This window comes from Sporocytophaga myxococcoides (genome assembly GCF_000775915.1).
GTDB classification, from domain to species: Bacteria; Bacteroidota; Bacteroidia; order Cytophagales; family Cytophagaceae; genus Sporocytophaga; species Sporocytophaga myxococcoides_A.
Genome location: NZ_BBLT01000002.1, coordinates 669,959 through 693,651 on the forward strand (window position 1 = coordinate 669,959; position 23,693 = coordinate 693,651).

Genomic DNA, 23,693 nt, shown 5'->3' on the forward strand with positions numbered 1-23,693 from the left:
ATAACTTCACCCCTCCATAACTTGTAAATATTGATTTTATTTCATATTGCCCGGAAGATGTATATACCCAAACTTCCATAAGATAAAGAATAAAATTCCTGCTAAAATAGATAGTATCAATACCATTGATAAGTACGGACGTTTCTTTTTAGTAAAAGGATCATTCAGATTAACCTTTGCTCCTTTAGGCAAGTTGGCAAGGCTTGTAAGCGTATTTCCAAAAGGAATATTGACATTTGCTCTCGCATTGATGGCCCAACCGTTCGCATCTAATAGAGGGGCAAGGTTTCGTTTTCTTAATTTCAGATAAGCCATAACCATAGGAGGGCCGGATATAACCAATATAAGTCCGATAAATGCTAAAGGCATTTTCCACCATACCAGGCCCATAAATCCGGCAACAATAGAAACCGCTGCTGATCCGATTGCTCCGAGAGCTAAACCGATCGCAGCAAAAATTCCGACAAACTTTCCAACATCAAAAGGTTGAGCAGGTGGTTTGGGAGCTGCTGTAGAAGCGATTTCCGTTGATGTATCTTCAATGCTTTTGGTAGATTTTGTATCTATATTAGCCTCTTGCTCAGCAGCAATTTTGTTGATCTGGGTTTCTATAAATCTGTAAACCTTTTTGTATGGCGACCAGAACGCCTGAGCAATACTGATAGGATTATCAATGATTTTTATGATTGTTGCATCCCAGTCTCTGCCATATCTGTCATAGAATAAGGCATTTCTTCCAACTACTAAATTATCTATATCACCATTAGTCAAGGCTGCAACAATTGTCATCTTTTCACTACTGATTCTGGAGACGCATTCGCAATAAAGAAGAAACATACCACTATAGGTACTCATAGTATAGTGTTTGGGAAGATCTATAACTCTGATACAAAGATCACAGCTTCTTTGATCTATGTATAATGTTCCTGCCTGAAATATTGCTTTTGCATCGGGAGAATAAAAATCGTAGAACGTGACAAAATTCTTTAGCAGTGTATATAAATCACGGTAATAGCGAACAAGCTGGTCAACTAAAATAATGTTATTGGCTTCATGCTCCAGGGCGATATCTTCAGATATCAGAGATTTTAGTTCTTCAGGATGTTTGCTGGCCAAAATTTCGCGCACACGGCCAATTCCCAATGGGGCAACCAAAGTTCCGACCGCTTCTGATTTCCATTGAACGTATGCTGTAAATATATCAGAGATAACATTCCAGTCAGCTTCGCTCAGTGTTTTCTGATTCGGGAATAATTTGTTTGCTATGAACTTGTTAAAGGAGTTCATGGTAGCTTCCCAAGCAGGATTAATCCCTGTATCTAATGGTAAATCTTTTTTGGCCTCAATTTTCGCTAAAGGATAACCGGCAATCTCTTCTATACAGGTTGAAAGGTTTTTTGTGCTTATTGCTTCGACACGGGCAACCAGCAAATTCAAAACGTCAGTTGAACGAGGATCGAATGCTGATAATTTACAACGCAGAAAATAATCATCAATCTTGGATTTAATTGCGGTATAGTATTGATACGCTTCTTCTGTCTGGTCACCGAATGGAAAAATGGAGGTTGTATAAGCATCAGCTTTTTCATGCCAGCTTGCATATAGTTTACATTGTTCCAGAAAGGATGTAAGGTGCTCCAGAGAAACTCCTTGCTTTCCACCTCTGTCTGTTGAAGAACCAATACAGGATATCACTTCATTGAGAAGTTGGATAAGTTTAGGATCAGTCGTGGTGTCCTCAGTAATAATGCCATCACCATTGAATTTTGATGAAGCGAATATTTTTGTAATGTCTGAGGTTTCTTCAACAGTCAATACTTCCGAATCTTCCTTATTGATATTCTTCAGAATGACTTTAGCAGAAGATAAAAGTTTGCGTCCTGCTTCGGTTTGATCATTGATGGCTGATATAGGAAAGTTTGCTTCCTGTTTTAATAAATCATCAGGATTTTTAATGACAGATGTAACCCAGTTGACAGCTGCTACTATTTCAGGAACACGAATCTTCCCGTCTTTATCAGTATCAATCAATTCTAATGTTTTGGGATCAATTTCAAGATCATGAACAGGACAGCTCAATGCTGTCCATAACTTTTGATCCAGCGAACCTAGGTGTATCAGGTCCTGACCAGATTCAATGTTTACCCGTTTTATGCCTCCAACGGTGGAGAAATTCCAGATATGGTTAGTATTCACTATGAAAAAACGCTTATGAAAATATTATATTTTGATTTAATGAAAGTCAAAATAGTAAATTATTTACACTGTTAAAAATGTCCTTATTCTCCAATAAGGCTTCTTTATTCGTATAAAAGTAGTAAAGTGAATCATTTTCTTTAGATTAGTCCTAATTTATTAGTCTCAAAAGAATATTTTAGTGGGATAAGATGGAAGCATGACTAAGGGCACATAACTATATAATAGACAAAATGAGAAGAAAGAATCATCAGCAAGAATGATTGATTAGCCATATAAAAATAACAGCTTGATTATGTTTTGCTTTGCGTGACTTCTCACTATTGTGAAACTAATTGTAAATATGTGTCTATTAGATAATCAATAATAATCCCAATGAATCAATTAGCAAAAACTGGCAGGATAAGAACAATTTTAATTTCAATCAGCATTTTGATGGTTTCATTGCATACCATTTATAATTATAATTCAGTTTTTCTATATATAGAAGCTAAAAAGGCCGGACAGCAAATTGTGCGGTTTGTATTAACTATAGGAATTTTAATAATGGTTTACAAAGGGAAAAATTGGGCAAGAATTGCATTATTAGTATTATTTTCTGTGGCGGATTTACTCGCTCTTATAAGCCTTTTTACCATTGAAAATGATATATTACTAAAAACTCCGATCATTGTGATGATAATAGTTTATTCAACAGCCATTTATCATCTTGGATTTTCAAAAAGTTTTAAAGCTTTTGCTTTACATCAAAAAACAAAATTTTAAAAGAATAAAATCACGCTGAGTATAGTGTTGAGTAAAAGGTAAATACTTTTAATAGAAGACGAAAGCGGGTAACGTGAGAAAGAAAACAAATATGGAACCGAAAAACGATCTTTTAACGGAACGTATGGATGTTAACTCTTCCGATTTTTAGAGATCGTATTAAATTTTAATTAGCGGCAATTAAAATCCAGATGGAGGATTATATTAAATCTAATGATTACAGTGAGCCTAAATTATTAGGTGATTTTTAATAATTGTATCTTATTTACTTTTCATATTATTACCTTGGAAAAATCTCTTCTTGTTGAATTGCAGGTGGCCAAGATAAGAGACCATTATTCTTAATCTCTGAAAAAGAGGATTGTTCTTTATTTGTAAGGTATACCAAAAAGAAAAAGCCATTTTACTATTCAGGTAAAATGGCTTTTCTCATATAGGGGAAATCATTTTTTTAATTTACCATCCACCCCCTAATGCCTGGTAAATATTTACCATTGCACTCATTTGAGCTTTTTTGGTTTCAATCAAATCAAACTTTGCATCCAGTGCATCACGTTGAGTCATCAGAACCTCCATGTAATCAGCGCGTGCGGAGTTGAAAAGACCTGTTGAGATATCGATAGATCTCGTAAGAGCATCTACTTCTTTAACTTTCAGGTTATAGCTGTTTTTCATGTTGCTGATATTTGCTACCTGATTGGATACTTCCATATAAGCTCTTAAGACAGTACGTTCATAGTTGTATACAGCCTGAATTTGCTTTGCATTAGCCGAATTATAATAAGCTTTGATCCCATTTCTGTTAACAAGAGGCTGAACCAGTTCGCCAGCCAGCGTATATAAAATAGACTCTGGTGATTTTATGAGATAATTCAGGTTGTATGCATTATATCCAAAACTTCCTGTAATTCTGAAAGAAGGGTAGAAGTTAGCCTTTGCCACTTTTACATCCAGCTTGGCAGCTTCCAGATCCTGTTCTGCTTGTTTAATATCAGGCCTGTTTTGTAACAACTGGGCTGGAATACCAACATGTATTGAATCAGGAGCCAGTGCCGTGAAGTTCTGAGCATTCCTTGCTATAGGTTGAGGAAATCTTCCCACAAGAAAATTGATCCAGTTTTCTGTTTCCGTGATTCTCTGCAGAATGGCATATTGGCGGCTTTGATTCTTCAGAACTTCAGCCTCAAACTTCCGGACAGGTAATTCTGTAACTTTAGCAGCTTCTTTTTCTAATCTCACTATGTGGAGGGCATTCTGCTGAATCTCTATATTCTTCTTAAGAATCTCCAGCTGATTGTCTAATGCCAGCAGCTCATAATATGAATTGGCTATTTCAGCTATTAGTTTTGTAACCATAAAGTTCCTTCCTTCAGAAGATGCCAGATACCTGTGCATAGCAGATTTCTTGGCGTTACGAAGTTTTTTCCATATATCCACTTCCCATGAGGCTCTTGCAGCTATGATAAGGTCTGTGAGAGGCTCAGGAAAACGTTTCCCAGGTGCAATCTCTAAATTTTCATCAACTGCTCCAAGTCTTGTATATCTTCCCATTTTGTCCAGTCCTGCGCCCACACCAATGTCGATGTTGGGCAGGTATTCACCTTTTCTGGCTCTGATTTCATTTCTGGCTATATTGATCTCCTGTGCGATAATATTCAGCTCCTGGTTATTTTTAAGAGCAGTATCTATGAGGACATTCAGATATGGATCATGAAAGAAATCTTTCCAGTTAACTTTCGCTGTATTTGTTGAATCCTGCGGACTATTATACTTTGCAGGTACTGTTTTATTTTCAGTTTTGTGTACAATAGATGGAATACATGCTGTACATAAGAGTGAAATACTTACCGTCCTGAAGTATTTTAAAATTTTACTTCTATGCATTGTGTTCGATTTCAACGTGTTCTATTTCTTCAGTTAATGGCGTCTCATGTTCATCTTTGATAAGCTTTCGACTACCAGCAATTGTGCCGAATATGTAGTACAAACCAGGGACAATGATTACTCCGAAAATTGTTCCGAAAAGCATACCCCCAAGAGCGGATGATCCGATGGTACGGTTACCAATAGCTCCGGCACCGTGAGCAATTACTAATGGAATCAATCCTGCTATAAAGGCAAATGATGTCATTAGGATAGGTCTGAAACGAACTTTAGCACCTTCTATAGCTGCATCAAGGACTGTTGCGCCCTGTTGTTGTTTTTGAACCGCAAACTCAACAATCAACACGGCATTTTTTCCGAGAAGACCGACAAGCATTACTAGTCCTACCTGTGCATAAATATCATTTGCAAGACCCATTCCTTTAATCATTAAGAATGATCCGAAAACCCCAGCCGGCAGAGAGAATATAACAGCCAATGGTATGATGAAGCTTTCGTACTGCCCTACAAGAACGAAGTAAACAAAGACTAATACGATAAGGAAGATATATACAGCTTCATTTCCGCGTCTTGTTTCATCATATGAAAGTGCTGCCCAGTCTATGTCAAAGCCGTGAGGTAATGTTTTAGTAGCTACTTCTTTCACTGCTTCGATGGCTTCACCACTACTATATCCTTTTGCAGCACCACCTCTGATACCTGCAGTGAGGTACATATTGTATCTGTTGATTTCATTGGCTCCCTGCTTCTTTGTAATTTTCATGAACGCTGAGAAAGGAACCATTTCACCTTGGTCATTTTTTACGTACAAATTCATAATATCAGAAGGGAGTTTCCTATATTCAGGAGATGCTTGTACGAATACCTTGAAAAACCGTTGGTATTTGATAAAACCTAGTTCATATGTACTTCCTACAAAAGTCGATAGCGTATTCATCGCGTTTCCTATAGAAACTCCCTTTTGCATCGCCAATTGATTATCGAAATCAATTTCATATTGTGGATAGTTGGCGCTGAAGAAGGTAAATAAGCCTGTTAACTCTTTGCGTTTTTTCAGCTCACCGATGAATTCATTTGTTACTGATTCAAGCTGCTTGTAATCTCCACTGTTAGTTTTATCCAATAATTGTAAAGCAAAACCACCTGCAGCTCCGAATCCGGGTACAGCCGGTGGATCGAAAAACTCAATGGTTGCCCCAGGGATTTCCTTGGCTTTTACTTCCAATTCCTCAATAATTTCAGTTACAGAATGGTGTCGTTCTGACCAAGGTTTAAGGTTAATCAGACAAGTTCCGGCATTGGATCCTCGACCTTCAGTAAGTACCTCATAACCTGCTATGGAGGAGACTGATTTTACACCTTCCACTGTATTAATAACCTCAACTAGTTTGTTAGATATGTCATTTGTTCTTTCCAGTGTTGAACCTGGAGGTGTTTGGACAATGGCATAAAGCATTCCTTGATCTTCACTTGGAATAAAACCTGAAGGTAAATTGTTGGCTATAAAATATATACCTATGGTAAATATTGCAAATAATACTCCAGTGACTAATCTTCGGTGTGCAATCAACTTTAACAGGCCAACGTATCTGTCTGTAACCTTATCAAATCCTCTATTAAAGCTATCAAGGAATCGGTTTATTAATGTCTTCTTTCTCGGTTTTCCATGATTATTTTTCAATATCATTGCGCAAAGAACAGGGGTAACCGTAAGTGCCACTATACCTGAAAGAACTATTGAAGATGCCATTGTAATAGAAAACTGTCTATAGAACGTACCTACAGGTCCAGTCATAAAGGACACTGGAATAAACACAGATACCATCAAAAGAGTAATAGCTATAACGGCACCACTAATTTCACCTATAACCTTTTTTACAGCCAGATAAGGCGACAGATGTTCTTCGTGTATCTTGGCATGCACGGCTTCCACCACCACAATGGCATCATCTACCACAATACCAATAGCCAATACGAGGGCAAACAATGTAACCATGTTAATGGTAAGCCCGAAAAGCTGCATACAGAAAAAGGCTCCAATCAATGATACCGGAACGGCCAAGGTAGGAATAAGAGTAGATCTCCAATCACCCAGGAATATAAACACTACCAGGGCCACCAGGATGAAAGCATCCCTTAATGTATGAATAACGTTTTCTATGGAAGCGTCAAGGAAATTGGAAACATCATAACTGATTTCATATTCCATTCCAGGAGGAAATGATTTTTTCAATTCTTCCAGTTTGGCCTTCACCTCATCAATTACCTGGCTTGCATTACTACCGTAAGTTTGCTTAAGTACCAATGCTGCTGAAGGATAACCATTCAGATTTGAATAGATATCATAATATTCACTTCCCAATGTAACAGTTGCTATATCTTTCAATCTAAGAAGCTCACCATTAGGATTGGCCTTAATAATGACGTTTTCATATTGTTTTGGATCATTGAATCTGTCCGAATATGCCAAAACATATTCTAGTGCTTCTGCGCGTTTCGCATCTCCTCTACCAATTCTACCCGCCTTACCTATAACACTCTGGTCATTTAGAGCTTCCATTACTTCGTCTGGAGAAATTTTATAGGCACGCATTCTGTCTGGATTCAACCAGACACGCATAGCATATTGTCTACTACCAAGTATTCTAACTTGTCCGATACCCTTTATACGTTGAATTTCTGGTACCATGTTAACCCCTGCATAGTTGAACAGGAATTTCATGTTGGCATTCTTGTCTTTACTGTAAAGGTTGACATACATTAACATACTGGGAATTACAGGAGTTATTACAACCCCTTCCCTTTGTACCAGTATAGGCAATCTGTTAGTTACCTGTTGAACACGATTAGAAACCTGCACCAAAGCCTGATTGATATCAGTTCCTGGTTCAAATACAACCTGGATATTTGCTTCTCCCGCACTGGTTGCATCAGAAGTCATGTATCTCATTCCCCAGGCACCATTAATGGACTGTTCTAATGGGATAATAACCGATTCAGAAAGCGATTTTGCGCTTGCGCCAGGATAAGACGCGCTAACCATCACCACCGGAGGTGCGACCTCAGGGAATTGTGATGTAGGCAGGGTTTTGATAGACAGTACTCCCAAAAATATTATCACAAGTGATATTACAATTGCGAGAGCAGGCCTATGAATAAATTTACTGAACATCTTCTTCCTATTAAATATTTAACTTATTCTCCATATATGTCTTTTATGTTTAAACCTATTCAACATATACTTTTAACTTTGGTAGTACTGATTTTGGATCCTCGTATCTGTAGGCAATCTTGTCATTATCTTTTACCTTTCTTATTCCCTCAAGCAGTATTCTTTCGTTCTCATTTATGCCTTCTTTAATGACGTATATATCCGGCATTTCTGCTGCTATTTCTATTTCTCTTGATTTTACTTTATTATCCTTTCCGACAACATAGACATATTTTTTTTCCAAGATTTCAAAAGTTGCTTTCTGTGGAATCAAAATAGCGTCTTTCATAGGAATAGTCATTTGTATATTACCTGTTTCACCATGTCTCAGCAACGCTTTGGGGTTAGGAAATGTAGCTCGGAAAGGAATAGTACCTGTTTCATTGTTAAAATCAGCCTCGATCGTTTTAACCATTCCAGGATATTCGAACAGCTTGTTATTGGCCATTAATAAGTTTACTTTCATTAAGTTTTCAGTTGTCGCATTGGTTTTATAATCCAGATACTCAGCTTCAGGAACATTAAAATAAACCCACATCTGACTGTTATCTGAAATTGTGGTAAGCATATCTCCCTCGTTAAGGAGACTTCCTTGTCTTACATAAAAGTGGTCCATTATACCATCAAAAGGAGCGCGGATATCAGTAAATCCTAGATGAACCGTTGCTAATGATAATTCAGCTTTTGCCTTTCCTAATCTTGCTTTTGCTAAAGCAAGTTCATTTGGAGAGACAATATTGCTGTCTGCAAGTTTTTTGGTGTTTTGGTATTCGATTTCTGCAAATTCGACCTCAGCTTGTGCTTTTTGCTGTTCGGCCTGGTATTGAGTAGGCATGATCTGAAACATCCGTTGCCCTTTTTTAACAAACTGGCCTTCATCAACAAAAATATTCTGAAGATAGCCCTTCTCAAGAGCTCTCAGTTCAATATGTTGTATCGAACGGATCTGGCAAACATATTCCCTGGTAATGGTGGTGTCCTTTTTTAAGGGGCTGGTGACCAGGAATTTAACTTCATGCTCCTTTTCTTCTTTGTGTGATACGCAGCTTGCAAAGAACAAGGTGCTGATACTAATAAGTATGAGAAATTTCTTCATCATTAATCTGTCTTTATTTCAAAGCGAAAAAATAGGGGAACATCCTGAAGGAAATTTGAAGACAGTAAAAACCATTAAGAAATTTTCCTTAGTTAAAAGTGGTATTTACCCTTACATTGGAGTTGGAAGATAAAAAAGCATAATGATTTTTTTTAGGTAAATACCAGTTGCTGAGTGTAAAAATGAACTTTCTGCCTATATGGATTAAAAGGAGTGTTTGTAAAAATTAGCGTTTGGGAGAATTATATAAATAGGGGAACTTCCTGAAGAAAACTTGAAGACTGTAAAAAAATTAAAGAAAAATTCAGAAATATTCCATGTGAAAGGAAAATTTCCCTTAAAATGAAGATATGAGTTAGGAAAACATTTTTATGATTTTATAAAAAAATGATTGGATTAGGGCATATTAAATTTACGGGGACAAAAATAAAAAGCTTATAAAAAAAGCAAGAGCAAGAAAGGTTTTAAAATTCCACCATCTTGCTCTTGCTCAATTCTGTATTATAAAGAATATCTTAAAGTAACTCCATAAGTTCTTGGATCGCCAATTACACCCGCATAGTGACCGGCATTACCAGCTGCTGGTAACAGTTGCTCAAAGTAATCTTTATTCAGGATGTTACGTCCCCATACAAATAAAGTCACTCCGTTTGCAGCTTTGAAACCAAGTCTTGCATTAAAAAGAGAGTAACCGTCTACAACAAGATATTTTGATGGAGATGGACTTGATGAAAATCCAGATCGGAAGTAAGAATCAACACCAAGGAAGAATTTTCCTTTAGATCCCAAAAATTTGCCTTCATTTGTATTCGCTTCACCACCAATAGAACCTGCCCATTTAGAGATACCCGGAAGTCTTCCTCCTGATATATCTTTAAAGGCACTTGCACCGCCTGTTTCTTCAAGAGGTACAGGAGCATTTTTAAATGAAACATATTTACCGTCAGTATATGCTACAGCAGCATTGATAGCAAGGTTTCTGCTTACTCTGATGCTACCATCCAACTCAATACCCTGAACTCTTACTTTTTCAGCATTAGAGAGGTATCCACGGTTTACACCAACTTCTGCAGTTTGTACCTGAGTCTGGTAATCTTTAATAGATGTATTAAACACAATCAAATTCAAAGTAGTATTTGAAGTTGGGTTTGTTTTGATGCCAAACTCCACGTGTGTTACGTATTCAGGTTTTACCTTGGCAAGGTCTGTTAATACGTCACCATTAGCAGTAGGTAATCCTCCTAGGTTTACACCTACAGGCTTATAACTGTTAGAATATGTGGCAAAAGTATTAATTTGTTTAATAGGCTTGTAAGCAAGTGTTACCTGTCCTGAAAAGTTAGTGTTTTCAGCTTTTGCATGATAATACTGATCAGTATAAACAGCACGTTTAAGTGCGATTAAAGCTGGATCATTTGTCTCCAGGCCACCATATGTCTGACGGTTAAAGTCCACTTCTTTAAAGTCGTAGTTATAACGAAGACCTGGTAATAAGTGCAGGTTTTTAGTTATTGCCCAGTCAAGCTGACCAAACACAGCTCCACTGAACGAATTTAACCAGGACTTAGATTTTATTCCGTATCCGTCAAATAGTCCTGGTGTTTGCCATAGCGGACTGGTTGAACTTTGAGAGAATCTCCATTGTGCTGCTCCAGACTCTTCAATATGGACAGGGTCAGTTTTTAGATTCTGACCAAGAGCAAATACTCCAATTACACCAGTTAGACGAGATGAGAATTCACCTGCATAACGTATCTCCTGTGACCATTGTTGGTGTTTGGAAGTAGCCTGAGATAATCTTAACACCGGGAGACCTGTGAAATCTCTGTCATTTGACGGATCCCAGTTCCAATAACGCCAGGCAGTTGTTGAAGTCAAAGTTCCTTTCCCAAGTTTTATATCAGCATTTAGAGATAATCCACCTAGCTCATTGCCTGATCTCCACGGTGTATCCTGATCCACTTTTCTGTCAAATGCGTTTTGGCTTGGAAGTGTATAATTCAAGTCAGATATGATCTGATTGAACTGGCGATATGCAGCACGTTGAGTTGGAGCAACTCCTGCTATAACCTGTGCATAGCCCTCCGGCTTTTGTCTGGATGCATCACCAGCAAGCGTTAATCTGATATTATCCGTAAGGTTATAAAGTAGTTGAACTCTACCTCCTATGTTATTAAGGTCATTGATGTATTTTGATGATCTTACATTGTAAATCAATCCATCGCGCTGGGTTCCTGAAAAGGAAACGCGAGCAGCAAGATTTTTGGTAAGAGGACCTGTTACAGAAGCTTTTGCCTGTATGTAGCCATAGTTACCATAGCTTACTTCAAAGTTAGCACCAGGCTGGAATCTTGGAGCACGTGTAGTAATGTTGAATGCACCTGCAGTAGTATTTTTGCCGAACAGTGTTCCCTGAGGACCTCGAGATACTTCAATTTGTTCAATGTCAATGAAGTCAAGCGTAGTTGCTGCCGGACGAGCGTAGTACACGCCATCTACATAAAATCCAACACCTGGATCAATACCATCATTGGTAAGACCAAATGTAGAACCAAGTCCACGGATATTAAGCGTTGTATTTCTAGGGTTAGAAGAATAAAGTTGTACAGTTGGTACAAGTTCCTTTACTCTGTTCACATTAAATGAGCCAGAGTTTTCGACCTGAGAGCCGCCAACAACAGAAATCGGAATTGGAATTTCCTGGGCAACCTCTTTTCTTCTTCTTGAAGTTACCACAACTTCATCCAGCAGCTCATCTACAGCAAGCGACAGATTAAGCGGAGTAGCGGTTTCTGAAGTGATTTGAAGCTCCAGAGTTTTAAAGCCGGTTGCAGTTATTTGTACATAATAAGGAAAGTCTTTAGGAGCCTCTATGGAAAAATTTCCATCCGCATCAGAAGCTGCTGTTGCACTTGTTCCTTTTATTAAAATGATAGCACCTGGTAGGGGTAAGCCCTGATTATCTTTTACAGTTCCTTTAAGGTCATTTTGCGCAAATGCAAAACTTCCAATGAGGAGGAAGGCAATAATAAATTGTAGTGTTTTAGTCATTATAAGTTCAAGTTTAAATGTGAAAGTTTCGAAGGCTTTAAAATTTAGTCTGTTAAAAGTTTTTTTAATTAATATTAAATATATTATATATACTATATAGAATTAGTAGACAAATATAGCTATTTTTTTATTTTCACTTAATTTGTTGAAATAAAATTTTTGTAAAAAAATGAAACTTTCTGTTAATAGTATGATTGTTAAGTTATTGTGTATTTTGTTTTAACTTGTATTGCTTTATTTTCTAAATGGATTTAGAATTTTTTCTCTATGCGGAGGTAGGGTTTAATCTGATGGGGAGTTAAAAAGCTCAATATTCAATTAGAAAGTTTGCTTCATTTTTCATTTACTTTTTTGACTATTTGTAAAGATTCTAAATAATACTTAATCTTGTATCTTTATTTTAATTTAGTCTAAATAGTATATATGTATTGTTTTCTTAAAATGTTGAAAAGGGGAGTATTTTTTAATCTTCTTATAGTATTAGGGATAATGTCTTTCCCTCATTTAAGTATAGGGCAAGGAGTTTTCGGAAGTATATCCGGTATAGTACAGGATTCTGCAGGAAAAAAGCTGGAGCATGCGGCTGTTACAGTAAAAGGTACTAATCTTTCTGCTATCACCGATTCAAAAGGTACCTTTATTATAGATAATGTTCCTGCTGGTACCACTGTTCTGGCAATCCTAAAAGTTGGTTTCAAACCTCTTGAGAAATCAATAGAAGTTGTGGGAGGTGAAACAAACTTCGTCACTGGTCTTGTCCTTTCTGATGATGTTCATGAACTGGATGAAGTAGAAATTCTAATTAGAAGACAAAAGTTTGCGAAAGCCGAAAGCGAGCAGGTTGCCAGAATGCCACTGAAGAACATGGAAAATCCCCAGGTATATAACGTTGTGGGAAAAGAACTGATGAAGGAACAGTTGGTAATGGAAAGAACTGACATGTATAGAAATATTCCGGGAGCTGTTCCAAACTTTTCAGCAGGTGGTTCTCAGGGTTTAAACATCAGAGGTTTTTCTAATACCAATGGATTGAGAAATGGCATGGTCACAAGTGCAATCTTTCTTCTGAACCCGATAATTCTTGAGCGTGTAGAGGTAATGAGAGGACCTTCAGGAACTCTGTTCGGTAGTAATAGAAATACTTCTTTCGGAGGTGTCTATAATTATGTAACTAAGAACCCTTATGATATACAGGCCGGAGAGTTAACAATGACAATGGGAAGCTATAATCTTTCAAGAGTTACAGCAGATATAAATACGCCTCTTAATGAGAAAAAGAATGTGCTGTTCAGATTGAATACTGCCTGGCAATCAGAAGGATCTTTCCAGGATCAGGGGTTTGCAAAGATTTATACCATTGCACCAAGCTTTATCTATAAAGTAAATGATAAACTGAAATTTACGGTGGACGCTGATTTCACAAGAGGAAACTATACCAATCTGAGCACAGCTATTGGAAATATGACGAATGTGAAAGTAAGGAACTTCAAAGATTTGAAACTTCCTTATAATCGTTCATTAATAAATAACAGCGCTGGCATTAATAACGGTGTCAACAATGTACAGGGGCAAATGGAATATAAGTTTTCAGATAAATGGAAGTCACAGACTAATTTCTTATATTCTGAAGGATATTATAAGGACTTTATCTGGACAACTTTATCTTATATAACTGATTCGACATTGTATAGACAATTCAGAAACCAGACTCCGGAAACTTTTGGTAATATTCAGGCTCAGCAAAATTTCATAGGCGATTTTAAAATAGGTCCTTTTAGAAACAGGGTAGTAATAGGACTGGATTACAATAAGAATTATAACTCCCTTAATAGGACTGCGATGACGACTTATGATACTATAAATATTAATAAGCCGGTTAATGATTATAGTGGAGATAAGATCAATGAAATTTCTTCTAAACGTGGATTCAGTGCTACCACCTTTAAGTCTGAAAGTTTTGGCGCTTATGTATCCGATGTGCTGAACATTACTTCTGATTTTATGGTAATGTTGAGCCTGCGTATAGATAAGTATTCAACTAAAGGTAACTATGACCTGTCTAAAGCTACCTATTCAGGTGCATACGAGCAGGTTTCTTTGTCTCCTAAATTAGGTTTGGTGTATCAGCCTGTTAAAGATAAAGTTTCTTTATTTGCAAACTATATGAATGGTTTTGTAAACTTAGGTCCTGTTAATCAGCCAGACAATACAGTTTTAGTGCTCAATCCTCAATATGCTAATCAGTTGGAGGTAGGTGCCAAATTTGATGTTGTAAAGAATAAATTGGCAGGAAGCATCAGTTTTTATGATATATCTGTTAAAAATTCCACTCGTATTGATGTTATTGGCGGCAAGAATTTTACTGTTCAGGACGGTACTCAAAGAAGTAAAGGTTATGAGCTTGAATTGATAGCTAATCCGGTTAAAGGATTTAACATCATAGCAGGATATGCCAATAACGAAAATAAATATACAAAAGCTTCTACTACTTTAGAAAATAAGTATGTAACAGCGAGTCCTAAACATATTGGTAACCTTTGGGTAAGCTATACTATACTTGATGGAGTTCTTGATGGGGTAGGTTTGGGTGTAGGTGGTAATTATATTGGCGAATCATGGTTTGAAAGCACTAACTCATTTGTATTACCATCTTATACGCTTTTGAATGCATCAGTATTTTATGATCGCCCTAAGTACAGAATTACCCTTAAAGGTAATAACCTGTTAAACGAACATTATTGGAATCCTACCGGAACTCCTCAGAAACCAATTAACTTCCTTGCAAGTGTCGCATACAAATTCTAAGATCAGTATAAAAAAAATAATTGGTCAAATACATCTCTGGCTCGGACTGTTGTCCGGGCTAGTGGTGTTTATATTGGGGATTACCGGCTGTATTTATGCATTTCAATCAGAATTAAAGGAATTGTTTTATGCTGACAGATATTTTGTAAAAAGCAAAGGCATTAAACCATTACCAATAAGAAAGCTTAAAGAAAGTGCACAAAAGACATTAGGAGATGAATATCCGATTACTTTCCTTCACTATATTCCTGAAACTTCTTATGCCTACCGTTTCAGAGCTTCAAAGACAGAAAAAGAAGCTCTAACTTATAACAGCAAAGTGCTCTATAATAAAATGGCATTCGTAGATCAATATACTGCAGAGGTTCTGTTTGTAGAAGATACAAAGTGGGAGTTTTTTAATGTTGTATTGCAAATTCATTACGACTTGCTTTTGAATAAAATAGGTCATCAGATTGTGGGATGGAGTACACTAATATTTGTTGTAATGCTGATCTCAGGCTTAGTGCTGTGGTGGCCCAAAAACAAAGCAGCTATAAAGCAACGTCTTTACTTCAAATGGAAGGTTACTACAAAATGGAAACGGAAGAATTATGATCTGCACAATATCCCCGGATTTTATTCATTAACGCTTGCCTTAATAATATCTCTGACAGGCCTCTGGTTTGCCTTTGAATGGTTCAGGCCACCTGTTAAATGGATTGCTAATGGAGGAAAACCTGTAATTGAAGAGAAGAAAGTTTTTTCAGACACCACTCACGCAGCTTCTCCTGACCTTATAGATATTATAGAGAAGAATATCAGAGAAAGGAATATAAAAGGAGCGTTTTTTTATATGACTTTTCCTGAAGGTAAAAAAACTCCGGTTGTGGTTACTGCAATGCATAACAAGGATAATTTTGTTAAAAGAAGTCAGTATTTTTTTGATAAAAATACCGGAGAAGAATTAAAATGCAGTCCTTACGAAAGTAAGAGCAGTGCTGATAAATTCGGATTTATGATATATGACATCCATGTAGGGAAAATAATTGGCTTACCCGGTCAGATATTAGCATTCTTTGCAGCCCTGATTGCAGCATCCCTGCCTCTTACAGGAGTATTAATATGGATCGGGAAAAAAGGCAGGAAGACAAATTCTAAGCCAGCAAAAAAAACAAAAAGGACAGTTGATCTTGTTTAGTCCCAAATTAATTTGAGGAAAAGAGTCTAGGTCTGTTAACAATGACTTTAGTTGTTTTTGTAAGAAAAGCTTCAATTGCATTGTCCCAAGAGTCAATCTTTGTTGTTACCAATTCAGGATTTAGTTTTTTAGCTGTTATTAGTTTTAAAACCTTTTCAGCATCGGGTCTGGCATTTGCAATACCTGTTTTGAATGTAACACCTTTACTATACATTTCTATTAAAGGCATTTTCATTTTCTTTAAATAGATGCCAGAGCTGGATATTAAACCATTTGGTCTGACAAATTTTATCGCTTTGAATAACCCTTGTTTATCAGAATTTGCTTCTACCACTATATCATATTGTTCAGTGATTTTGGAAGAGAATCCATAAACATTGTTAGCTCCGCATCGTTTAGCCAGCTCTAACCGTTCATTGCTATAGTCCATATAATCAATTCTAGACGCCCCCATGGCTTTTGCAATCAATACTGTATAAAGACCAATGCTTTTTACTTTTCCTCCGATTACGAGAATGCTTTTATCAGGATTTTTTTCAAGCTCAGGACCGACATTTCTATAGGCATCCGGAATATTGTCACTAAGACTGGCCAGATGAATAGGATCAATATGTTCAGATATTTTTAAAAGCATTGCATCAGCATAAGGCACTTTTATCAGATCAGACATAGCTCCGCCAAATTGGAGATGGGTACCAAATCCATAGGCAGATATAGGGGGAGTATTGCTGCATGATCCTGAAACTCCATTGTTACAATTGATGCAGCTGCCACAAGATATTTGAAACGGAACTGTGGCTATATCTCCGGGTTTTATTGTCTTTACTTGGTCTCCGATTTCTACTACCTCTGCCACACACTCATGACCGAATGGAAACGGACCTTTGAAAAAATTTTGTCCAAACAATCTGTGAAAATCCTTATTTACTATTCCCAATACAGAACCGATATTAAGTTTTGTATTCAAATTGTTGAATAGATAAATATCATCGAGATCACATTTAGCCGCTGCAAAGGGTCTTACAATGGCTTGTAAGCTGCCGTTAATAACAGGAGCGGTGGTTTCCCGCCATTCAAGCTTTTCTTTTTTTATAAAGTATAGTTGATTCATGAGATGCTCAGAGTAAAAGGTTGTAAGTATATATAAATACTCTGATTAATAATAGATTTCTGCAAACATAGTGCATAAAAAATATCAGCGCAGTTTTTCTGCGTAATTGATAAATATTATTATTTAATATTTTTTTAAAAAAAAATATTTGTGCGCAAAATGGTTGCGTAGTTTAATTTCAACTTTGAATTGTCAATCGGGGATAACAAGAAATACCGATAAAGTAATTAAAAAGATACAACGATGCGATTCAATTTTTTAAAAGGAAAAAATGTAGTGACAAACTACGAAGGAGCTAAAGCTTATGAATTAACTCCAGAGATGGAGCTTTATTCTGCAGTTGTAACTGCGGGGCTAAGCGATTCATTTTATGAAAGCGGAGATGAACGTTTGAAGAGAATTCAGAGTCTCATGGTAAGCAATGATCCAAAGTTTGTCGCCAAGCTCGCTGTATATGCTCGAACATCTATGCATATGAGAAGTGTTCCGTTGGTTCTTGCGGTTGAGCTTGCAAAGTATTGCTCGGGTACAGACCTTGTAAGCAAGACTGTAAAAGGAGTAGTACAACGTGCGGATGAAATAATGGAACTATTGGCGTATTACCAATTGTCAAATGGCAGAACTGGAACAAAAAAGCTGAATAAGCTCTCAAAGCAAGTGCAGAAAGGACTGTCTGGTGCATTTAACAGCTTTGATGAGTATCAATTTGCCAAGTATAACCGAGATGGAGAAGTAAAACTTCGAGATGCTTTGTTTCTGGTCCATCCAAAAGCTAAAGATGATGAGCAACAAAATATTTTCAATAAGATAGCTTCTAAGTCACTTGAAGTACCATATACCTGGGAAACAGAACTATCTGCTTTGGGACAAACAAATTTTGCTGACGAAAAGGAAAAAGCAGCTGCTTTCAAAGTCAAGTGGGAAGAACTGATTGAAAGTGAAAAGCTGGGATATATGGCGTTGCTTAGAAACCTTCGTAATATCATTCAAGCAGATGTAGACTACGTTTACATGCAAAAGGTGTGCTCCAGACTGAGTAATGCTCATGCTGTTGCAAGGTCTAAACAGTTTCCGTTCAGATTTCTTGCGGCTTACAGAGAAGTAAAAGAGTTGAAGTCTGATTTCGTTGCAATGGTCCTTAGCGCTCTTGAGAATGCAGTTATGGCAAGCGCTCAGAATATAAAAGGTTTTGATGAAGCGACAAAGGTTGTAGTAGCCTGTGATGTTTCAGGTTCAATGCAAAAGCCCGTATCTGCCAGGAGTAAAGTATTACTTTATGATATAGGGTTGATGCTGGCAATGCTGATGCAGTCAAAATCCAAAAGAGTAATTTCCGGAATGTTCGGGGATAAATGGAAAATCATCAACATGCCTAATAAAGGAGTGCTTACAAATGTAGGAGAGTTTTACCGAAGAGAAGGTGAAGTGGGCTATTCCACCAATGGACACCTCGTGATAGATGACTTGTATCTGAGAAAAATCGTGATGGATAAAATAATGATTTTCACAGATTGTCAACTATGGAACAGTTCAGGTGGAGGAGGTTCATTAGCACGTTCCTGGAAAGACTATAAGAAAATAGCTCCTCAGGCAAAGCTTTATCTTTTCGATTTAGCCGGATATGGAAATACTCCATTGCGTATAGAAGATAACGATGTCTTTCTTATTGCTGGTTGGTCTGACAAAGTGTTTGATGTGCTCGAAGCGATAGAGGATGGAGCGTCTGCTATCAGAAAAATTAAAGAGATGGAGTTGGTTTAAGCTTAAAGCGGAAGGCTTAAAGTTAAAAGTTGAAAGTGAAAAGTTTAAAGTCAAGGAGTATTAATTCTATGAATTGAATTGATTATGATAGTATGGGGATGAGTCCTGGAAGGGCGGCTTTGTGTCAGCGTAGGGTAAAGCCCTACGCTGTTCCATGAGAAGGTTGGCCAGATTTTTCACATGGCTTATCATTTAAATAAAAATGATCCTGTAGCTTAAAAGGAAAAGCTGTGGAAAAATTGGACTTCGCCACGAATGTATGGATAGATCTAGGTTGCGACTATTCGTTGCAATGAGTAGAGTGTACAGTGCACCGACATATTTCTAAGGAAATATCTTAGGGTAGCGTATTTACAGCCATACTGCTCGGAAACGAGAATGTGAGTTCGAATCTCACCAGGATTACGTTAAATTGTAAGGAATACGTATTAAGTTGTAAGAATATGTTAATTCAAGCTGTTCTCTTTTAGAGAATACTTTAGGTTTGGGAGATAAAAATTGAAATGCCGTAGAATCGGAATACTTCGCTCACTTTGGGGTAGGGTCCTGACTAATGTCAGGAAGAGGTGCAAATCCTCAATAGCGGTCTCCACCCTGATTCGCTTTTTGCTTTCGGTTTTTAATAAAAAAAATTAAGATGTCGTAAATGGGAGATACTTCGTGGTTGACTTTATGGTTAGCAGGTTCGATCCCTGCATCAGCAGCAATGCTGAATTTGACTCCTATTGAATATTGCTCTTAGTGGTGAACAGTGCCGTAAGGCAGAGATACTTCGACCGATCAATGAAAATCTCTCTGTCTGAATTATTGCCTGTTTATTTTAAAATGGATGAATTCAAAATACTTTAAGCTTTAAGCCTTCTGCTTTAAGCTTAAAAGAATGATGCCGTAGAAAAGAGTTACTTCGGATTTCACTCGGTAGGACGTGGGTTCGAATCCCATCAAAGAGAATATAATACTAAAATCTCTCTGTAGCTCAGTGGTAGAGCAACTTGTACTCTTTTCGAATTGTTGCTCATTTCTTTAATTTAGTAGTAAACTAATAAAATGTTCAAACGTAAAAACTTTAAGCTTTGAACTTTTTGCTTTAAACTTATTAAGAATGCAGGAAGTAATAAAGAAAGAAATTCTAGAAATTGAAAGACGGGAAAATGTCAAGATACTTTATGCATGTGAGTCAGGTAGCAGAGCCTGGGGATTTCCATCCAGAGACAGTGACTATGATGTGAGATTTATTTATATAAGACCGAAGGAATGGTATTTGAGTATTGATGATTACAAGGATACTTTGGATTTTCCTATTAATGACCTTTTAGATATAAGTGGCTGGGATATACGTAAGGCTCTGAAGCTTTTTAGGTCCTCTAATGCTGTTATCTTTGAATGGCTTCAGTCTCCGATTATCTACAAAGAAGAGCCGGCATTTAAAGAGCAATTGATTGATCTGTTAAAAGACTATTATTCTTTAAGAGCGGGAATGCATCATTATTTAGGGATGACAATTAATCCCTTTAAAAATGATTTACAGAGTGATACAGTAAAAATAAAGAAATACCTTTATGCATTAAGGTCCTCACTGGCTTGCAGATGGATGAGGGAGAAGCAAACAGTTCCACCAATGGAATTTGGTATACTTAGGACCTTGATTAAAGATGAAGGAGCTGTTAATGAATTAGTAGATCAGTTATTAGTCCGCAAGAAGGATAATTCAGAAGGAGATACAATTCCTTCCTCTCGTTTATTGAATCAATTTATAGAGAACGAAATTAGAGAGAGTGAATTATATACAACGCAGCTTGAAAAATCAACTGGTTCTACAGAAGTACTTAATAATATTTTCAGAAATTTGTTGTCTAAATCTTTTAAGCAGGAGGTGTGATGAATATTGAATATGTAAAAAGTAAAAGCAAGATACTCTTGGAATGCATCAGTGGCAGCAGAGCTTATGGTCTTGACCTGCCGACTTCTGATACGGATATTAAAGGTGTTTTTGCTCTTTCAAAAAAAGATTTTTACGGATTAACCTATACTGATCAGGTAAATAATGAAACCAATGATACTGTCTTTTATGAGTTAAAAAGGTTTATAGAATTGTTGGTTAAAAACAACCCTAACTTATTGGACCTTCTTTCTTCTCCGGAAGATTGTATCTTGTTTAAAGATCCTTTAATGAATCTTATAAAGCCTGAAATGTTTTTATCCAGGTTGTGCAAGACTACATTTGGTGAGTATGCAATGACTCAGATTAAAAAGGCAAAGGGATTGAATAAAAAAATCAGCAATCCTATTGAGAAAGAACGAAAGTCGGTTCTGGATTTTTGTTTTGTTGCAAAAGATCAGGGAGCAATTTCACTGAAGGATTGGCTTGTAGAGAAAGGATATGATCAGAGTAAATGCGGCCTGGTTAAGGTTGCCCATATGAATGATATATATGCGCTCTTTTATGATTTAGACAATGTGTTTAAATTCAATGGTGTTATTCATAAAGAGTCAGCTAATGAAGTTGTATTAAGTTCTGTACCGAAGGGAATTCAGCCCGAAGGTATTTTATCTTTCAACAGGAATGGTTACTCTGTTTATTGCAAAGAATACAAAGAATATTGGGATTGGGTAGACAAGAGAAACAATGAACGGTATGAAAATACAGTTGCACATGGAAAGAACTATGATGCAAAGAATATGATGCACGTTTTCAGACTGCTTGATATGGCTGAAGAAATTGCATTATATAAAAGAGTTATTGTGAGAAGGCAAAACAGAGAACATTTATTAAGTATCCGCAAAGGCAATTTTATGTATGAAGATCTTGTAAAGCAGGCAGAAGAAAAGATCGACAGAATACATGAAATCTATGAAAAGAGCGACCTTCCGGATGCCCCGGATTTAAACAGAGCAGAGAACCTTCTGGTAGCTATGCGTGAAAGTTTATATTCTTAATGAAAAGGGATTTTGAAAATTGAAAATCTATTTATTATCTTTGTGTTCGAATTTTTAAAACAATGAAACAGCAATCAATCTTTAATATTTTCAAAAATCTGCAAAGGTCAGAGTACCCTCTGTACTTTTTTCGGGATTGTTGTTATTGAATAGCATTAGTATTCTTTTACATATAAAGCCCGGACATTACTATCCGGGCTTTGTTATTTTATACCAACTTTAAACTTTAAACTTTCAGCTTTCAGCTTTCAGCTTTAAGCTTTTAGCTTTAAGCTTCCAACTTACAATGTTACTAACTATTACTACAACACATAAACCTGCGACAGATTTGGGATATATTATGCACAAGCATCCCGACAAGTTGCAAAGCTTTGACATGTCTTTCGGTAAGATGCATGTCTTTTATCCTGAATCTTCAGAGGAAAGATCTACCATAGCGTTGCTTCTTGATGTTGATCCAATAGCTCTGGTGCGTGATCATAAAGGACCTTCAGGAGAGGGGTTTGCCTTGGAGCATTATGTAAATGACAGGCCTTATGTAGCCTCTTCTTTTATGTCTGTTGCTATCAGCAAAGCCTTCAGATCTGCTATGGGCGGGATTTGTAAAGACAAACCTTATCTGGTTGATAGGGTACTTCCATTGGAAGTGAATATACAGGTGCTGCCATCACGAGGAGGAGAAGCTTTTTTAAGAAGTCTGTTTGAACCATTGGGATATCAGGTCGAACTGAAGAGATATGAATTGGATCCTCAATTTCCTGAATGGGGCATGAGCAGATATTTTTCTGTGACTCTTAGGAATGAGTTAAAGATGAAAGATCTGTTAGCTCATCTCTATGTTTTGATTCCGGTACTGGATAATGATAAGCATTACTGGATAAGCGAGCATGAAGTTCAGAAGCTTGAAGAAAAAGGAAATGGCTGGTTGGAGCAACATCCGGAAAAAGAACTGATTATAAAAAGGTATCTGAAGAACGTAGGAGCATTCACCAGATTAGCCAAGTCCAGACTTTCTGAAGAAGAGATTATAGATAACAAAGAGGAGGAGGTAAGTTCCAACGATAACGTAAAAGAAGAAAGAAAAATATCTCTTCATCAGCAAAGGCTTAATAAAGCTCTAGACGAACTTAAACTTTCCGGAGCGCAAAGTGTGGTCGATTTAGGTTGCGGAGAAGGTAAACTGTTAAAATTGCTTATGAAAGAAGCGCAATTCAATAACATTGTAGGAATGGATGTTTCTTATCGCACTCTTGAAAATGCAAAGAGCAGGCTGAATTACGAAAGGATACCTCAGAAGCAAAAGGATAGGCTCGGATTAATTCATGGTTCGTTAACTTACAGAGATAAAAGATTGAAAGGTTTTGATGCAGCTGCTGTTATTGAAGTGATAGAACACCTTGATCTTTCAAGACTCGCTTCCTTTGAGAGGGTGGTTTTTGAATCTGCAAGGCCATTAACTGTAGTTATCACGACTCCAAATGCTGAATACAATGTTAAATATGAATCATTAAATGAAGGAGCATTCAGACATAGTGACCACCGTTTCGAGTGGACAAGAGCAGAGTTTGAAAAATGGGCTTCCGGAATAGCAACAAAGTATAATTATGAAGTGAGGTTTGAGCCTATTGGTGATTGGGATGTGGAAGTCGGTGCTCCAAGTCAAATGGGTGTATTTAAAATAAAGAATTAGAATTGT

The 23,693-nt window shown here is 36.9% G+C and carries 13 protein-coding genes; 7 read left to right on the forward strand and 6 right to left on the reverse strand.

The window, feature by feature from the left end; all coding sequences use genetic code 11:
• Nucleotides 1-36: 36 nt before the first annotated feature.
• The gene (locus MYP_RS07285; protein WP_045460598.1) at nt 37-2,196 is read right to left on the reverse strand and encodes a hypothetical protein; all 2,160 of its coding nucleotides are present in this window, start codon (nt 2,194-2,196) and stop codon (nt 37-39) included.
• 375 nt (nt 2,197-2,571) lie between these two features.
• Between MYP_RS07285 and MYP_RS07290 the strand changes: the two genes are divergently transcribed.
• Complete coding sequence (locus tag MYP_RS07290) at nt 2,572-2,961, forward strand: hypothetical protein (RefSeq protein WP_045460602.1); 390 nt, start codon at nt 2,572-2,574, stop codon at nt 2,959-2,961.
• Between the two features lie 456 nt (nt 2,962-3,417).
• Here the strand turns inward: MYP_RS07290 and MYP_RS07295 are convergent, their stop codons facing one another.
• The 4 genes from MYP_RS07295 to MYP_RS07310 all read right to left on the reverse strand — a co-directional run bounded on the left by MYP_RS07295 (nt 3,418) and on the right by MYP_RS07310 (nt 12,203).
• Nucleotides 3,418-4,845 carry a TolC family protein gene (locus tag MYP_RS07295; RefSeq protein ID WP_045460605.1) on the reverse strand — a complete coding sequence of 476 codons (1,428 nt, stop codon included), beginning with the start codon at nt 4,843-4,845 and terminating at the stop codon, nt 3,418-3,420.
• A complete protein-coding gene (locus MYP_RS07300) occupies nt 4,838-8,017 on the reverse strand; it encodes an efflux RND transporter permease subunit (RefSeq protein ID WP_045460608.1) in 3,180 nt (1,059 codons plus the stop codon). The genes MYP_RS07295 and MYP_RS07300 overlap by 8 nt, the downstream gene beginning before the upstream one ends.
• Before the next feature lie 55 nt (nt 8,018-8,072).
• On the reverse strand, nt 8,073-9,152 hold the full coding sequence (locus MYP_RS07305; protein ID WP_045460611.1) for an efflux RND transporter periplasmic adaptor subunit: 1,080 nt from the start codon (nt 9,150-9,152) through the stop codon (nt 8,073-8,075).
• Nucleotides 9,153-9,653: 501 nt separating this feature from the next.
• Nucleotides 9,654-12,203 carry a TonB-dependent receptor gene (locus MYP_RS07310; protein ID WP_045460615.1) on the reverse strand — a complete coding sequence of 850 codons (2,550 nt, stop codon included), beginning with the start codon at nt 12,201-12,203 and terminating at the stop codon, nt 9,654-9,656.
• Nucleotides 12,204-12,644: 441 nt separating this feature from the next.
• Here MYP_RS07310 and MYP_RS07315 point away from each other — a divergent pair, with 441 nt between their 5' ends.
• Together MYP_RS07315 and MYP_RS07320 are read left to right on the forward strand one after the other, a co-directional pair.
• Nucleotides 12,645-15,008, forward strand: a complete 2,364-nt coding sequence (locus MYP_RS07315) for a TonB-dependent receptor (protein WP_197060030.1) — start codon at nt 12,645-12,647, stop codon at nt 15,006-15,008.
• Nucleotides 14,989-16,188: a PepSY-associated TM helix domain-containing protein gene (locus MYP_RS07320; RefSeq protein ID WP_197060031.1), complete on the forward strand. Its 1,200-nt coding sequence runs from the start codon at nt 14,989-14,991 to the stop codon at nt 16,186-16,188. Before MYP_RS07315 ends, MYP_RS07320 begins: the two co-directional genes overlap by 20 nt.
• A 7-nt stretch (nt 16,189-16,195) precedes the next feature.
• On the opposite strand, the gene MYP_RS07325 is transcribed toward MYP_RS07320, so the two are convergent.
• Nucleotides 16,196-17,299 (reverse strand): zinc-dependent alcohol dehydrogenase, encoded by a 1,104-nt coding sequence (locus tag MYP_RS07325; protein WP_045460618.1) that lies wholly within the window; start codon nt 17,297-17,299, stop codon nt 16,196-16,198.
• Between the two features lie 243 nt (nt 17,300-17,542).
• On the opposite strand from MYP_RS07325, the gene MYP_RS07330 reads away from it, so the two are divergent.
• The 4 genes from MYP_RS07330 to MYP_RS07345 all read left to right on the forward strand — a co-directional run bounded on the left by MYP_RS07330 (nt 17,543) and on the right by MYP_RS07345 (nt 23,687).
• A complete protein-coding gene (locus MYP_RS07330; protein WP_045460622.1) occupies nt 17,543-19,060 on the forward strand; it encodes a TROVE domain-containing protein in 1,518 nt (505 codons plus the stop codon).
• 1,102 nt (nt 19,061-20,162) lie between these two features.
• Entirely contained in the window at nt 20,163-20,939 is a 777-nt protein-coding gene (locus tag MYP_RS07335) for a nucleotidyltransferase domain-containing protein (protein ID WP_045460626.1), read from the forward strand.
• Nucleotides 20,939-21,997: a DNA polymerase beta superfamily protein gene (locus tag MYP_RS07340; protein ID WP_045460629.1), complete on the forward strand. Its 1,059-nt coding sequence runs from the start codon at nt 20,939-20,941 to the stop codon at nt 21,995-21,997. Before MYP_RS07335 ends, MYP_RS07340 begins: the two co-directional genes overlap by 1 nt.
• Before the next feature lie 286 nt (nt 21,998-22,283).
• Complete coding sequence (locus tag MYP_RS07345; protein ID WP_045460631.1) at nt 22,284-23,687, forward strand: 3' terminal RNA ribose 2'-O-methyltransferase Hen1; 1,404 nt, start codon at nt 22,284-22,286, stop codon at nt 23,685-23,687.
• Nucleotides 23,688-23,693 lie beyond the last annotated feature (6 nt).